We start from the raw sequence: 14,654 nt of genomic DNA on the forward strand, positions 1-14,654 counted from the left end.
GATCAGTAGGTGATGGTCACGTTGATCACATCGCTGTAGGTACCGGCCGGCGGCTGGCCCGCCACCGGCGGCACCCGCCCGTAGATGGTGAGCTGCTGGGCCGCGCCGGTGCCGACCCCGCCCACGGTATCCACGGTGAGGGTGTTGCCCCAGCGCTGGCTGCGGCCGACATCGCGGTACAGCTCGTAGCCCAGATAATAGTTGCTGCCGGCCACGGTGGTCCGCATGCGCCGTGAACTGGTGCCGGTGGGGTTGTTCTGGCCGTTGTCCAGGCTGACCTGGTAGGCGGTGTTCTTCAGGCAGGTCAGGGTCAGCCGCGCGGTCTGGTCGATGTTGGCGGCGATGCTGCCGCTGACGTTGCCGAAGTTCATGGCGGTGGTGACATAGCTGCCGCACTGCGGCAGCACCGTGGCGGTAGCGGTGAAGCTGAACGCAGCGCTGGCACTGTTGGTGCCGGTGGCGCCGCCGTTGCAGGTGGCCGGCACGGTGGCGGTGCCCAGCAGCACTTCGTTCCAGGCCCAGGTCAGCACCACGTTGGCGCCACTGAAACTGCTGCTGTAGTTGCCCGATGCCAGGGTCTGGTTGGCCGGAATCTGTGCGAACAGCTGGGTGGTCTGCGCGCCGCTGCCGCCGGTCAGCAGGGGCACGTTGTAGGTCATGGTCAGTTCCTGCGCCGGCGGCGTGCCACGGGGCAGCAGGCCGGTGGCCTGGCTGTAGCTGGCGTTGTTGTAGATCTGGAAGTTCAGGCTGTCGCCGCTGCTGGTGGTCATGGTGTGCCCGCTGGCCGGGGTGCCGCCGCCACTGCCGGCGCCGATGCCCACGCAGACCCGCACCCCGGTGGTGGCGAGCAGGCTCAGTGCGGCGGTGGTGCAGTTCACGGTGATGTTGAGGGTGCCGGTACTGGGCGCGGCGGCGCCGCTGTTGACGTTGTTGAAGGGCAGGGTGGGGTTGGCCGTGGCGGTACAGGTGGCGGTGGCCCAGGCCGGCCCGGCCAGGCCCAGGCTGGCGACCATCAGCAGCAGCGCCAGCAGCCCCTTCATTGCGTCGCGCCCGGCAGGCAGCGCAACGGGGTGGGGCGCGGCGTGGCGCCGGCGGCCTGCACGTTGGGCGGATCGGGTATCCGCACGCTGCACGTGCCCTCGCTGGTGGTGACCTGCAGCACGCTGCCGGCGGCCACGTCTTCCAGGTACAGCAGGCCGTCGTAGCCGACCGTGGCCTGGCGCCCGTCCGGCAGCTGCACTTCGCTGCCCACGTCCAGTGGCTGCCCGGCCGCGTCCTGCAGGGTCAGCCGCAGGGAGGGGCGCGCGCGCAGGTTGAAGGTGACCCCGGTGCCGGCACCCTGTGGCGGCGTCACCCAGTCTTCTATGCGGTCGGCGCGCATGTCCTGCGGCAGATCCAGCGTATCGATCGACACCCGGTTGCGCTGCCACGACAGCAGCGGGCTGACCAGCAGCAGGCCACGGTCGTCGGTCACCCCGATCAGGCGGTTTTCCAGCCGCACCGGCACCCCGCCCACGCCATTGGTGCTGACCACCGCAAACGCGTCGGCCACCTCGCGGGTGGCGAAGCTGTGGCCATCCATCCAGACCACGCTGCCGCTGGCGCTGCCGTAAGCGAAATTCAGCCCGCTCTGGCGCGAGGCGCCCAGCGCGTAGCGGCCGACGTTGTTGAGCACGCCCACTTCGGCCAGGCCGCCCAGGCCGTCATCGCCCTGCCGCAGCTGTGCGCGCCAGCCCATGCCGCCGGCGCTGCCGTCGCCCGGCACCGGTTGGGTGATGTCGGCCACCCAGGCCTGTGCGCCCCCGTTGCGCTGGGTGGACAGGCTGGCCTGGCGGTTGTTGCCCAGGGTGGCGGTCAGGGACAGATACACGCTGCGGTCGTTGCTGCGGTCCAGGTTCTGGTTCAGCGACAGGTAGGCCGACCAGCGCGGGCTCCAGCTGCGCGACCAGAACAGGCTGGCGTAGCGGTTGTCGTCGCCGTCGGGGTAGCGCAGCCGCAGGTAGCTGGCGCTCAGGGTGCCCAGCCGGGCCAGGTCGATGCCGGCGGTGGCCTGCTCGCTGATGCTGGGTGGCAGGCTGCCCTGCAGCGCGCCCAGGTCGCGGTAGTCGCCGTGGCTGCGCACGCTGCGCAGGTTCAGGTTGAAGCGCCGGTTGTTCCAGCTGTAGCCCACCGCCCATTGGCCACCGCGCAGGCCCTGGTAGCGGCTGCGCGCATAGGCGGCATTGACCACGCCCACGCTGCCGATCTGCCACCAGCCGCCCAGGCCGGCCTGGGCCAGGCCGCCGCCGCCCTCGGCATGCGCCTCGCCGGTGAAACGGTCGCTCAGGCCGCCGCGCCAGCTGGCACTGGCCACGGTGCGGTCGTCATAGGCGAAGGATTCCTCGCCGAAGCTCTCGCGCAGCCGGCCCACGCCCAGCGACCAGTCCGACAGCCCCTTGGCCAGCAGCTGCTGGGTGCCATAGAAGCTGAAATCCAGGGTCTGCATGCGGCCGAAGGCATCGGTCAGCACCACCTGTGCGCTGCCGTTGCCGCTGATGCCCGGTTGTGCCGCCAGCTGGAACGGCCCTACCGGCACCTGCCCGCTGTACTGGCGCAGGCCATCCACGTACAGCTCAACGCTCGACGGCACCACGGCCTGGCCCAGGAACGACGGCGTGGGGGTGAGCACGCGGTAGGGTTGCAGGCCGTAGTTGCGGCCGATCTGCAGGCCGCCCAGGCGGACCTGGCGGGACCAGTCAACGAAGCCACTGTAGAAGTCGCCTACCTCCAGGCTGAGCGCCTGGTCGGGGAAATCCAGGGTCCAGCGGGTGTCCAGGCGCACGCTTTCACTGTGCCAGCGGCGGTCCTCGCTGCGCTGGTAGCGGCGGGTCACCGCGGTGTTCTCGAACGTGCCGCGGCCAATGCCGAAGACCCGGGATTCCGAGGTCAAGGTCAGGTTGCCGCGCCCATCCACGTGGCTGCCATACAGATCGTAGTTCAGCAGCACGCCCGGCGCGGCCGCGCTGACTTCGGGGCGCGCCTGCGGCCAGCTGAGCACGGTGGTGGGCAGGGTCAGCTGTTCCAGCGGCACGTCCAGGGCCAGGGTCTGCTGCTGGGCGTCATAGCGCACCACCACGCCGCTGATCTGGTCCAGGAAGACTGGTGCCTGCCCGGGCGCACTGAAGCCGAGCTGGCGCAGCACCTCGGGGCTGGCCTGCAGGCGCCCGCCGGTTTCGGTGAAGGGCAGCAGGCCGCGCGGCGTGCTGTTCAGGACCACCGCCAGGTACAGGGTCTGCTGCGCGGTAAGCGGCGTGGGCGGCGGCAGCAGGGCATCGGCGGCAACACCGGAGACGTCGGCCGCCGAGGCGGCCGTGGGAACCAGTGCCATGCCCAGCAGCGCGCTCACCAGCGCCTCAGCGAGCCGGTGTGGGGGGCAGGGGCGTCTGCTTGGGCGCGCCATTGAGCTTGGCCGAAATCTGGTCGTTGTCGCGGTCGATCGCCGTGCGTTCCAGCGGCCAGCGCATCACCTGGCCAGGCAGCACATAGCCCAGCAGGCCCGGGTGGACGATGCGCGGACGGTCGGCGCTGCCCAGCGCAAGATCGGCGATCTGCGCATGGGCCGTGCCGCTGTTGCGCACTTCCACCCCGTCGCGGCCGTCGTCCAGCCGCACCAGCCTTGCCTGCAGCTGCGGCTTCAGGCGGCCGGGCGAAGGCGGCAGGATGAACACCGGAATGGAGTAGCGCAGCACGAACTGCATGCCGCTGGCTCGACGGGCCAGGTCCGGCACTTCGTCCACGATCAGGCGGAAGTACTGCGGCGCGTCCGGCGGCAGGTTGTCCGGGCGCATCACCCGCACCAGCTGCTGTTGGCCGGCGGCCAGTTCCTGCATGGGCGGGGTGGCCAGCAGGTCCTCGGTGGGCAGCAGCTGTTCCTGGCCGTCCTGCTGTACCCAGCGGAACACGCGCACCTGCAGCTTCACCGGCGCAGTGCCACTGTTGGTCAACCACAGTTCGCCGGCGCGTTGGCGTGCATCCAGCTGCAGGGTGGTCGGGGCGACCTGCAGGCTGGTGGCGGCGCGGGCCGGCGCCAGCAGCGCAAGGGCGAGCAGCAGCGCCGCGCCGGTGGCGCACCACGGGCGGATCGGGTTCATCGGCACCACCCCGTCAGTAGGTGATCGTGGCGGTGACGGTATCCAGGTAGTTACCGGCGGAGGCGTTGTTGGTGCTCAGGTTGCCGATCTGGCCATACACCGTGTACGGCTGGGCCAGGCCGGTGCCGATGCCGGCCTGGGTATTGGTGCCGGACGTGGCACCCCAGACCAGGGTGTGCGCTGCATCGCGGTAGAGCTGGTAGCCCACGTAGTTGTTGGCCGTCACCGTGGCGTCGGTGTTCTTCATGCGCCGGGTGGTGACGTCGTTGGCGGTGCCTGCGTTGGCACCGGCATTGAGCGAGATGGTGTACGGGGTCAGGGCCGAACACTGGGCGGTGACCGTGCCCTGGCCGTTGGTCGGCGTGGCCGTGGTGGAGGCGGCGGTGCCGAAGTCCACGTTGGTGGCGGCAGCGGCGGTGATGGTGCAGGCCTTGGTGACGATAAGGGTCACGTTGAAGGTGGTGGTATCGGCGGCGGCGGCGGGGCCGGCCAGAAGCAGAGCCAAGGGCCATGGCAGGGTGGAACGGGCTGCGGATCGCATGGACAACCTCCCTGACCCGAAGGTCTGTTGAACAGGGCGAGGGCGGTGCGGGGGCACCGCGCTGACGTCAGTGTCCCCAGAGGTAAAGCACTAAGTGTCTGTATTTCGTGAGAAAAATGCGTGGAAAAAGGCCAAGCGCATCACGCTTTCACATTCCTTGCCGGAACCGTGCATTGGCCAGACCCTCAGTTGGGTGGCGTTCGTTCAGATTGCGGCTGGATCGGCGATAATGGGTGCCATGAGCGTGAATCTGAAAACCCCGCAGGAAATCGAGATGATGCGCATCGCCGGCCGCCTGGCCAGCGAAGTGCTCGACATCGTCACCCCCCACGTCAAGCCCGGTGTCACCACCGAGGAACTGGACCGCATCTGCCACGACCACATCGTGAACGTGCAGGGCGCCACTCCGGCCAACGTCGGCTACCGCGGCTTCCCCAAGACCGTGTGCACCTCGGTCAACAATGTCATCTGCCACGGCATCCCCAGCGAAGGGAAGGTGCTAAAGGACGGCGACATCATCAACATCGACGTGACCGTCATCAAGGATGGCTGGCACGGCGACACCAGCCGCATGTATTTCGTCGGCACGCCGTCGGTGATGGCCCGCCGCCTGGTGGAAGCCACCTACGAAGCCATGTGGCGCGGCATCCGCGCCGTGCGTCCGGGTGCCACCCTGGGCGATATCGGCCATGCCATCCAGAGCTATGCCGAAGGCGAGCGTTTCAGCGTGGTGCGCGAGTACTGCGGCCATGGCATCGGCAAGGTCTACCACGATGAACCGCAGGTGGTGCATTACGGCCGCCCGGGCCAGGGCCTGGTGCTGCAGCCGGGCATGACCTTCACCATCGAGCCGATGATCAACGAGGGCACCCGCTACAACAAGGTGCTGCCTGATGGCTGGACCGTGGTGACCAAGGACCGCAAGCTGTCGGCGCAGTGGGAGCACATGATCGCGGTCACCGAGACCGGCGTGGACGTGCTGACCCTGTCGCCCGGCGAATCGCAGGTCTCCTGACCATGCTGCCGGCGGGTTCACTGCTGGACGCGCCGGCCGATTCGCTTGACGATCCCGAATGGGCGTCTGCCGCACGGCAGGCGCTGCAGCAGCCCGATGCGCGGCTGTACCGGCGCTTCGACCAGGGCGACAACATCGAGCGCCTGATCGCGCTGCGCGCGCGCGCGGCCGATCACCTGATCCGTCTGGCCTGGCAGCGCTGCCTGCCCGCCGACAGCGGCCTGTCCCTCTTTGCAGTGGGCGGCTACGGGCGCGGCGAACTGTTCCCGCGCTCGGACATCGATCTGCTGGTGTTCGGTGAAACGTCGGCGCAGCTGGCGCACGAAGCGGCGCTGTCGCGGCTGTTCGCCCTGTTGTGGGATTGCGGCCTGGCGGTCAGCCACGCCGTGCGTTCGGCCGCCCAGTGCCGCGAAGCCGCCGCCGACCAGACCGTGCTGACCGCCTTGATCGAGGCCCGCCCGATTCTGGCCGATGACGGTGCACGCCGCGCGCTGCGTGCAGCCGTGGATGACCGCGAGCTGTGGCCGGCGCGGGCCTTCTTCCTGGCCAAGCTGGACGAACTGCGCGGCCGCCACGAGCGCTTCGGCGATACCGCCGACAACCTGGAGCCGGACCTGAAGGATGGCCCCGGCGGCCTGCGCGATCTGAATACGCTGGGCTGGATGGCGCTGCGCGCGTTCGGCGTGCGCGATCTGGAAGCGCTGGTGGGCCTGGGGCACCTGGGGGCCGATGAAGCCGCTGCGCTGAAGCGCGAACGTGCGGTGCTGGCGCGCCTGCGCTTTGGCCTGCACCTGGTGGCACGGCGCCCCGAAGAGCGCCTGCGCTTCGATTACCAGAAGACCCTGGCCGCGCGCCTGGGCTTCGAAGACGACGCCGAGAACCTGGGCGTCGAGAAGATGATGCAGGGCTTCTACCGCGCCGCATCGGTGGTGCGGCGTATCAGCGACCGCCTGCTGCAGCGCTTCGAGGAACAGTTCGATGGCGAAGCGCAGCCGGAACCGCTGACCGTTGGTTTTTCCCTGCGCCGCGGCTACCTGGCCGCGAACGACGCCGACTGGCCGTGCGGTGATGTCGGCCAGGTGTTCGCCCTGTTTGCCGGGTGGGCCAACAACCCGCAGGTGCGTGGCCTGCATTCGCTCACCGCGCGTGCGCTGGCCGAATCGCTGCCGCTGCTGCCGGCCTACGACCAGGCCGACGCGGATGCGCGCGAGCAGTTCATGGCCTTGCTGCGCGGCCAGCGGCCGGTCGAAACCCTTTCGCGCATGGCCCGGCTGGGCGTGCTGGGGCAGTGGATTCCGGCCTTCGCCCAGGTCAGCGGGCGCATGCAGTTCGACCTGTTCCATGTCTACACCGTCGACCAGCACACGCTGATGGTCCTGCGCAACATCGGCCTGTTTGCCAGCAGCCGCGCCGACGAGCGTTTTTCCATCGCCCACGAAGTCTGGCCGCGCCTGCGCAAGCCGGAACTGCTGCTGCTGGCGGGCCTGTTCCACGACATTGCCAAGGGCCGCGGCGGCGACCATTCCGAACTGGGCGCGGTCGATGCGCGCGCGTTCTGCCATGCCCATGCGCTGAGCGGCAGCGATACCGAACTGGTGGCCTGGCTGGTGGAACAGCACCTGCGCATGTCGGTGACCGCGCAGAAGCAGGACATCGCCGATCCGGTGGTGATCCATCGCTTCGCCACCCTGGTGGGCAGCCGCGACCGTCTGGATTACCTGTACCTGCTGACCTGCGCCGACATTGCCGGCACCAGCCCCAAGCTGTGGAATGCGTGGAAGGACCGGCTGCTGGCCGATCTCTACTTCGCCACCCGGCGCGCGCTGCGTGATGGTCTGGAACACCCGATGCCGGCCGCCGAGCGCGTGGCCGAAGCGCGCGACAGCGTGCGCGCGCTGGTGCGCGAGCGCGGCTACGACGATGCCACCATCGACCGCCAGTTCGCGGTGATGCCGGATGAAGGCTTCATGCGCCTGCGCCCGGAACAGCTGGCTTGGCAGGCGGCGGCACTGGTGCCGATCAAGCAGGGCCACACCCTGGTGAAGGTGCGCCGGATCAGCGTCGATGACCCCGCTCTGGAAGTGTTCGTGCACTCGCCCGACCGCGACGGTCTGTTCGCCGCCATCGTGATGACCCTGGACCGCAAGGGCTACGGCATCCACCGCGCGCGCGTGCTGGACGGCCCGTCCGACACCATCTTCGATACCTTCGAAGTCAGCCCGGCCGACAGCTTTGCCGATGGCAGCAGCGCCAATCTGGAAGTGGCACTGCGCGAGGCGCTGGGCGGCGATCTGACCCGCCTGCGGCCCTCGCGCCGGGCCGTGCCGCGGCAGCTGCGCCACTTCCGTTTCGCCCCGCGCATCGAGTTCCGCGACGAACCCGGTGCCACCCGTTTCGCCCTGGTTGCCCCCGACCGCCCCGGCCTGCTGGCCGACGTGGCGTTCGTGCTGCGCAACCAGGGTCTGCGTGTGCATGACGCACGCATTGCCACGTTCGGCGAACGCGCCGAAGACACCTTCGTGATCAGTGACGAACACGACCTCCCCCTGACTGAACCTGCCCGGCAGCAGCTGCATGACGCAATGCTGGCCTGCCTGGACCCTGATCGAAACGCCGGAGACACCGCCTGATGGCCACCAAGCCCGCCAAGAAGACCGCCGCCACCACCAAGGGCGCAGCGCCGAAGAAAACCGCTGCCGCCGCGACGGCCGCCAGGAAAACTGCTGCACCGGCGAAGAAGGCGGCGGTGAAAACGCCGGCGGCAAAGAAGCCGGCGGTGAAGAAGGCCCCGGCCAAGAGCGCCGAAGTTGCACGCGCCGAAACCATCGCCCGCAAGTCGCTGCGCAAGCCGCAGGTGCCGGGCGTGGAAGAACTGAAGTTCGGCATCGAGAGCGCCTTCGAGCGCCGCGCCACGCTGACCCTGCACGAGCTGGAAGGCTCGACCCGGCCGCTGGTGAACCGGGTGATCGATGGCCTGGAAACGGGCGAATTCCGCGTGGCCGAGCCCGACGGGCAGGGCGGCTGGAAGGTCAACGAATGGCTGAAGAAGGCCGTGCTGCTGTATTTCCGCGTGAACGACATGGCCGTGGTCGATGCGCGCCCGGCGCCGTTCTGGGACAAGGTGGAATCGCGCTTTGCCGGCTATGACGAAGCGAAGTTCCGCCGCGCCGGCGTGCGCGTGGTGCCCGGTGCGATTGCCCGCCGCGGCACCTACTTCGGCAAGGATGTGGTGCTGATGCCGAGCTTCACCAACATCGGCGCCTACGTGGGCGAAGGCACCATGGTCGATACCTGGGCCACCGTAGGCTCCTGCGCGCAGATCGGCCAGCACTGCCACCTGTCCGGCGGCGCCGGCATCGGCGGCGTGCTGGAACCGCTGCAGGCCAGCCCGACCATCATCGAAGACCACTGCTTCATCGGTGCGCGTTCGGAAGTGGTGGAAGGCGTGGTGGTCGGCCACCACAGCGTGATCGGCATGGGCGTGTTCCTCAGCCAGAGCACCCGCATCTACAACCGCGCCACCGGCGAAATCACCTACGGCTACATTCCGCCGTACAGCGTGGTGGTGTCCGGTTCGCTGCCCAGCAAGGACGGCACCCACTCGCTGTACTGCGCGGTGATCGTCAAGCAGGTCGACGCCAAGACCCGCAGCAAGACCAGCGTGAACGATCTGCTGCGCGGCCTGGCCGACTGAGCGGGGCGCCTGCATGACCACCACCGTTTACGGTCTGAAGAACTGCGACACCTGCAAGAAGGCCACCAAGTGGCTGGACCGCTTCGGCGTGGCGTACACCTTCGTTGACTACCGCGACAACAAGCCCAGCCCGGAAACGCTGCTGGAATGGGCCGCGCAGCTGGGCTGCTTGGCCGCGATGGTCAACAAGTCGTCCACCACCTGGCGGCAGTTGCCGGACAACCGCAAGGCGGCCGAATCCGACGCCGAGTGGAAGCTGCTGCTGCGCGAATACCCACAGCTGATCAAACGTCCGCTGGTGGTCACCGCCGACGGCACGGTCAGCCAGGGCTTCAGTGACAACGGCTTCAAGGCGCGCTTCGGCGTGGGCGGCGCGTGAGCGCCGTCCTGGACCTGGCCTGCGAGCTGATCGCGCGGCCGTCGGTCACCCCTGACGATGCCGGTTGCCAGGCGCTGCTGGGCGATCGCCTGGCCGCCGCCGGCTTCCACTGCGAGCACCTGCGCCTGGGCGAGGTCGACAATCTGTGGGCCACCCACGGCAGCGGCGCGCCGGTGCTGGTGCTGCTGGGCCACACCGACGTGGTGCCGCCGGGCCCGCGCGAGGCCTGGCAGAGCGATCCGTTCGTGCCGCAGATACGCGACGGTGTGCTGTACGGGCGCGGCGCGGCCGACATGAAGGGCAGCGTGGCCGCGTTCGTGGTGGCTGCCGAGCAGTTCGTTGCCGCCCACCTCGACCATCCCGGCACGCTGGCCGTGCTGCTGACCAGCGATGAGGAAGGCGATGCCATCGATGGCGTGCGCCACGTTGCGCGTCTGTTCGCCGAACGCGGGCAGCGCATCGACTGGTGCATCACCGGCGAGCCGTCGTCCACTGCCACCCTGGGCGACCTGCTGCGTGTCGGCCGGCGCGGCAGCCTGTCGGCGAAGCTGCAGGTGCAGGGCGTGCAGGGCCACGTGGCCTACCCGGACAAGGCGCGCAACCCGATCCACCAGGCCGCGCCGGCGCTGGCCGAACTGAGTGCGCGGCGCTGGGACGAGGGCTATGAGAGCTTCCCGCCAACCAGCCTGCAGATCTCCAACATCCACGCCGGTACCGGTGCCAACAACGTGATTCCCGGCGTGCTGGAGGTGGATTTCAACATCCGCTACAACCCGCACTGGGACGCGCCGAAGCTGGAAGCAGAGATCAGCGCGCTGCTGGGCCGCCACGGCCTGCAGTACAGCCTGAAGTGGCACCGCAGCGGCGAGCCGTTCTACACCCCCGAAGGTACCCTGCGCGCCACCGCGCGCGCGGTGCTGGCCGAGCATATCGGCCGGGCGCCGGAAGAAAGCACCGGTGGCGGTACGTCGGATGCACGTTTCATCGCTCCGCTGGGCGCACAGTGCATCGAAGTGGGGCCGGTGAATGCCAGCATCCACCAGGTGGACGAGAACGTGCGCGTGGACGAGCTGGACGCGTTGCCCGGGCTGTACCAGCGCCTGCTGGAACGACTGCTGGCCTGATCCAGCGCCTGCACTGGCCGGTGCCCGGCGGTGGGCGCCGGCCCGGTGTCACATATGGGTCAAGTCATCCCACGATCAAGCCGAACGCGGCCATCGCCGTAGCCGCCTGCGCATGCGAGATGCGCGCCTTGCGGAAGTGCTTGGCGTCCATCACGTTCAGGCCGCTGATATCGGTATCGCGCAGGTCGGCGCCATCGAAGCGCGCCAAGCGCGCCTGCACGTTGCGTAGGCTGCCGCCCTCGAACACTGCATCGCGGAAGTCGCAGCCGGAGACATCGGCTTCGGAAAAATCATTGCCGCACAACGGCGCCTTGCGGAATGACAGCCCGCGCAGGTCGGCGCTGACCAGCAGGCAATCGCGGAACGACAGCAGCCAGCCACCGGCTTCCTGCAGCTGCGCGCCGGTCAGCTTGCAGCCCAGGAACTGCACCGACGACAGCGTCGAGCGGCGCCAGTGACTGTTGTTCAGATCGCAGTGTTCAAAGCGCGAATCGCTCAGCTGGGCAGAGGTGTAATCCGCACCTGCACCACGGCAGCGGCTCCACTGCGTTTCCTCCAGCGAGGCCGCCAGCCACTGCGACCCGGCCACTGCACAGTGGTCGAACTGGAACCCGTCCATGTCCAGGCGGGAAAAATCGCCGTGCTCGAACGAACATTCCTCGAAGCGTGCCGCGCGCGGATGAGCGGCGACAATCGCCTGCATGCGCGCGCGGTCGATGGTTTCGCCGTGGAAACGAGCCTGGGCCATGTGTACTGCCGTTGTTTCAAGCCAAGGTGCATTCTCGCCAACTCTGCGGCGCAGGGGCAGTCTTGTGATGCCGGCTTGGCCGTGCACAGCGCCGTCTCTATTCCGAAAAGTTGAACATCGGCGGCTCCACTGCGCGCTGCCAGTGCGACGGTGCGGCCATGTAGAAGCGCTGTGCTTCGGCACGCGCGAACCAGGCCGCGGCGGCATCGCGGTCGCGCGGTACGCCCGGTGCGCCGCGGCCCAGCAGCAGGCCGGCGAAGTACTGGCCAAAGACATGGCCATGCTCGCCGGCCTGCTGGTACAGCTGCAGCGCCCGCGCGGGATCACGCGGCAGGCCCACGCCGCGTTCCAGCACCGCACCCAGGTCCACCTGGGCATCGGCATCGCCACGGGCGGCGCGCCGCTGCAGCCTCACCAGCTGCGGGTGCTGCGTGCCGTCCTGCGTTGCCAGTGCGGCCGGCAGTCCGGATGAGCGTGAGGGCAGGCGCTTGTAGACCATCTGCCGCAGGTCCCAGCGCAGCGCCTGCGCGGCGTCGCCACGCTGCCGGTAGGTCTGGGCCAGGTCGGCGAATGCATAGGGATTGCCATGCTGGGCGGCGGCCAGATACCAGCGCTCGCCACGTCGCCACGACGCGCGGATGGGCGGCGCGGTGACCACGTCGGGCGCCGTGCCGTGGCGCAGCGTGCCCTCGCTCCAGATCCGCCCCAGCGCTGCTTCGGCCCGGGTGTTGTGGAACGTCCACGGCTGCGCGGCGGCCGCCCGGGCATACAGATCCAGCGCACGCCGGTCATTGCGCACCTCGAAGTACTCGGCGGCGCTGAAGGCGCTCTCGAAGCGGCCATCGGCGGCCTCACGTTCCCAGGTCGCGGCCAGTGCGGGCGGCGTGCGCGGCGCTGGACTGCTGCAGGCGCCCAGGGCCAGCGCGCAGGCCAGGGCGAACAAGTGGGGCAGGGGGCGTCCAATGCGGTGTGGCATTCCAGTGGTCGATCAATGGCGGGGCCGCAGTATGCCGTTGCGGCGCTGTCTGCGGCCTGCACTGGTTGCCGACGCAACTGTTGCACGGCCGCGGAAAGCGGGGTAGCTTCAATCCCATGTCGATCCGCCTGGCCACCGCCGTCAATACCAACCGCAATAATCTGCGCACGAATAATCGTGCGCGGCCGATGCGGGACTGCGCCCTGGGTAGATAGACAGCTTCATACGCCCGGACACCAGAAAACCCGCATCGGTCGATGCGGGTTTTTTTGTGCCCGGGCGCAGCCTGCCCGGGCCTGGTTGGCCGGTCGAACACCTTCCCCCCGTGTAATCCCCCACAACAGGAGCCCTCCCATGTGTTCGATCTTCGGCATCTTCGGCCTGCAGGCCGGTGACGATCTTCCCGCCCTGCGCCGCCACGCGCTGGAACTGTCGCAGCGGCAGCGCCACCGTGGCCCGGACTGGAGCGGGGTGTACCTGGACGAAGGCGCACTGCTGGTGCACGAGCGCCTGGCCATCGTCGATCCGGCCGGCGGTTCGCAGCCGCTGCTGTCGGCGGACGGCCAGCTGGCGCTGGCGGTGAACGGCGAAATCTACAACCACCAGGCGCTGAAGGCGGGCCTGACCCAGCCCTACGACTTCCAGACCGGTTCGGACTGCGAAGTGATCAACGCGCTGTACCGCCAGGGCGGCGCGCCGGCGCAGTGGCTGGAACAGGTCAATGGCATCTTTGCCTTTGCCCTGTGGGACCGCGATGCCGGCCGCGTGCTGGTCGCCCGCGATCCGATCGGCGTGGTGCCGCTGTACTGGGGCCACGATGCCCAGGGCCGCTTGCGCGTGGCCTCGGAAATGAAGGCGCTGGTGGACACCTGCGCCGACGTGGCGCAGTTCCCGCCGGGCCATTACTACGACAGTGCCAGCGGGGAACTGATCCGCTATTACCAGCAACCGTGGCGCGACTACGCTGATGTGGAAGGGCGCCAGGCCGACCTGGCCGAGCTGCGCCAGGCCTTCGAACAGGCGGTGGAACGCCAGCTGATGAGCGATGTGCCCTACGGCGTGCTGTTGTCCGGTGGCCTGGATTCGTCGCTGGTGGCGGCCGTGGCCGCACGCTTTGCCCGCCGCCGCATCGAAGATGGCGGCCAGAGCGAAGCCTGGTGGCCGCGCCTGCACTCCTTCGCCATCGGCCTGCAGGGATCGCCCGACCTAGCCGCCGCCGCGGTGGCCGCCGAAGCGCTGGGCACCGTCCACCACGGCTTCGAATACACCTTCGAAGAAGGCCTGGACGTACTGCCGGAAGTGATCCGCCACATCGAAACCTACGATGTGACCACCATCCGCGCCTCCACCCCGATGTTCCTGCTGGCACGGCGGATCAAGGCGATGGGGGTGAAGATGGTGCTGTCCGGCGAAGGCAGCGACGAGATCTTCGGCGGCTACCTGTACTTCCACAAGGCACCCGATGCGCGCGAATTCCACCAGGAACTGGTGCGCAAGCTCGATGCCCTGCACAACTACGACTGCCTGCGTGCCAACAAGTCGATGATGGCCTGGGGCGTGGAGCCGCGCGTGCCGTTCCTGGACCGCCAGTTCCTGGACGTGGCGATGCGCTTCGATGCCGCCCACAAGATGGTCGGCGCCGGTTTCGGTGGCCGCCGCATCGAGAAGGCGGTACTGCGCGAGGCCTTCGATGGCTACCTGCCCGACAGCATCCTGTGGCGGCAGAAGGAGCAGTTCAGCGATGGCGTGGGTTACGGCTGGATCGACGGGCTGAAGGCACATGCCGAAGCGCAGGTGAGCGACCGCGTGCTGGCGGCCGCCGACAAGCGCTTCCCGCACAACCCGCCGCAGACCAAGGAGGCGTACTACTACCGCCACCTGTTCGAGCAGTTCTTCCCCAGCCATGCAGCCGCGGAAACCGTGCCGGGCGGCAAGTCGATTGCCTGTTCGTCGCCGGCGGCCATCGCCTGGGATGCCAGCTTCGCCGCGGCCGCCGATCCGTCCGGCCGCGCCATCGCCGGCGTGCACGAACAGGCCCTGGCCTGAT

The 14,654-nt window shown here is 68.7% G+C and carries 12 protein-coding genes; 6 read left to right on the plus strand and 6 right to left on the minus strand.

What is annotated here, in order from left to right:
* Positions 1-2 precede the first annotated feature (2 nt).
* The 4 genes from C1932_RS06520 to C1932_RS06535 are packed head-to-tail and all read right to left on the minus strand — an operon-like array spanning position 3 to position 4,671.
* Positions 3-1,040, minus strand: a complete 1,038-nt coding sequence (locus tag C1932_RS06520) for a spore coat U domain-containing protein (protein ID WP_108761603.1) — start codon at positions 1,038-1,040, stop codon at positions 3-5.
* A complete protein-coding gene (locus C1932_RS06525; RefSeq protein ID WP_108763369.1) occupies positions 1,037-3,367 on the minus strand; it encodes a fimbria/pilus outer membrane usher protein in 2,331 nt (776 codons plus the stop codon). The genes C1932_RS06520 and C1932_RS06525 overlap by 4 nt, the downstream gene beginning before the upstream one ends.
* A gap of 25 nt (positions 3,368-3,392) precedes the next feature.
* Positions 3,393-4,130: a molecular chaperone gene (locus C1932_RS06530; protein WP_108763370.1), complete on the minus strand. Its 738-nt coding sequence runs from the start codon at positions 4,128-4,130 to the stop codon at positions 3,393-3,395.
* 13 nt (positions 4,131-4,143) lie between these two features.
* Positions 4,144-4,671, minus strand: coding sequence for a spore coat U domain-containing protein (locus C1932_RS06535; RefSeq protein WP_108761604.1), 528 nt, complete (start codon positions 4,669-4,671; stop codon positions 4,144-4,146).
* A 229-nt stretch (positions 4,672-4,900) separates the two neighbouring features.
* Between C1932_RS06535 and map the strand changes: the two genes are divergently transcribed.
* The 5 genes from map to dapE are packed head-to-tail and all read left to right on the plus strand — an operon-like array spanning position 4,901 to position 10,883.
* Positions 4,901-5,686, plus strand: a complete 786-nt coding sequence (gene map / locus C1932_RS06540; RefSeq protein WP_159091882.1) for a type I methionyl aminopeptidase — start codon at positions 4,901-4,903, stop codon at positions 5,684-5,686.
* Between the two features lie 2 nt (positions 5,687-5,688).
* Positions 5,689-8,316 (plus strand): [protein-PII] uridylyltransferase, encoded by a 2,628-nt coding sequence (locus C1932_RS06545; protein ID WP_108761605.1) that lies wholly within the window; start codon positions 5,689-5,691, stop codon positions 8,314-8,316.
* Positions 8,316-9,380: a 2,3,4,5-tetrahydropyridine-2,6-dicarboxylate N-succinyltransferase gene (gene dapD / locus C1932_RS06550; protein ID WP_108761606.1), complete on the plus strand. Its 1,065-nt coding sequence runs from the start codon at positions 8,316-8,318 to the stop codon at positions 9,378-9,380. The genes C1932_RS06545 and dapD overlap by 1 nt, the downstream gene beginning before the upstream one ends.
* Positions 9,381-9,393: 13 nt before the next feature.
* A complete protein-coding gene (locus C1932_RS06555; protein WP_108761607.1) occupies positions 9,394-9,759 on the plus strand; it encodes an arsenate reductase in 366 nt (121 codons plus the stop codon).
* On the plus strand, positions 9,756-10,883 hold the full coding sequence (dapE, locus tag C1932_RS06560; protein WP_108761608.1) for a succinyl-diaminopimelate desuccinylase: 1,128 nt from the start codon (positions 9,756-9,758) through the stop codon (positions 10,881-10,883). Before C1932_RS06555 ends, dapE begins: the two co-directional genes overlap by 4 nt.
* Positions 10,884-10,947: 64 nt before the next feature.
* Here the strand turns inward: dapE and C1932_RS06565 are convergent, their stop codons facing one another.
* Complete coding sequence (locus tag C1932_RS06565) at positions 10,948-11,631, minus strand: pentapeptide repeat-containing protein (RefSeq protein ID WP_108761609.1); 684 nt, start codon at positions 11,629-11,631, stop codon at positions 10,948-10,950.
* A gap of 97 nt (positions 11,632-11,728) precedes the next feature.
* Complete coding sequence (locus C1932_RS06570) at positions 11,729-12,607, minus strand: tetratricopeptide repeat protein (RefSeq protein ID WP_108761610.1); 879 nt, start codon at positions 12,605-12,607, stop codon at positions 11,729-11,731.
* A gap of 354 nt (positions 12,608-12,961) precedes the next feature.
* Between C1932_RS06570 and asnB the strand changes: the two genes are divergently transcribed.
* Entirely contained in the window at positions 12,962-14,653 is a 1,692-nt protein-coding gene (asnB, locus tag C1932_RS06575; protein WP_108761611.1) for an asparagine synthase B, read from the plus strand.
* Position 14,654: the final 1 nt, after the last annotated feature.

It is taken from the genome of Stenotrophomonas sp. YAU14D1_LEIMI4_1, from assembly GCF_003086815.1.
Taxonomy (GTDB): Bacteria; Pseudomonadota; Gammaproteobacteria; order Xanthomonadales; family Xanthomonadaceae; genus Stenotrophomonas.

What these genes read in the sequence shown, in the direction of transcription:
- C1932_RS06525 (WP_108763369.1), bottom strand. Translation starts at nt 3,367, where the DNA reads ATGGCACTGGTTCCCACGGCCGCCTCGGCGGCCGACGTCTCCGGTGTT.
- C1932_RS06555 (WP_108761607.1), top strand. Translation starts at nt 9,394, where the DNA reads ATGACCACCACCGTTTACGGTCTGAAGAACTGCGACACCTGCAAGAAG.
- map (WP_159091882.1), top strand. Translation starts at nt 4,901, where the DNA reads ATGGGTGCCATGAGCGTGAATCTGAAAACCCCGCAGGAAATCGAGATG.
- asnB (WP_108761611.1), top strand. Translation starts at nt 12,962, where the DNA reads ATGTGTTCGATCTTCGGCATCTTCGGCCTGCAGGCCGGTGACGATCTT.
- C1932_RS06530 (WP_108763370.1), bottom strand. Translation starts at nt 4,130, where the DNA reads ATGAACCCGATCCGCCCGTGGTGCGCCACCGGCGCGGCGCTGCTGCTC.
- C1932_RS06520 (WP_108761603.1), bottom strand. Translation starts at nt 1,040, where the DNA reads ATGAAGGGGCTGCTGGCGCTGCTGCTGATGGTCGCCAGCCTGGGCCTG.
- C1932_RS06535 (WP_108761604.1), bottom strand. Translation starts at nt 4,671, where the DNA reads ATGCGATCCGCAGCCCGTTCCACCCTGCCATGGCCCTTGGCTCTGCTT.
- C1932_RS06545 (WP_108761605.1), top strand. Translation starts at nt 5,689, where the DNA reads ATGCTGCCGGCGGGTTCACTGCTGGACGCGCCGGCCGATTCGCTTGAC.
- C1932_RS06570 (WP_108761610.1), bottom strand. Translation starts at nt 12,607, where the DNA reads ATGCCACACCGCATTGGACGCCCCCTGCCCCACTTGTTCGCCCTGGCC.
- C1932_RS06565 (WP_108761609.1), bottom strand. Translation starts at nt 11,631, where the DNA reads ATGGCCCAGGCTCGTTTCCACGGCGAAACCATCGACCGCGCGCGCATG.
- dapD (WP_108761606.1), top strand. Translation starts at nt 8,316, where the DNA reads ATGGCCACCAAGCCCGCCAAGAAGACCGCCGCCACCACCAAGGGCGCA.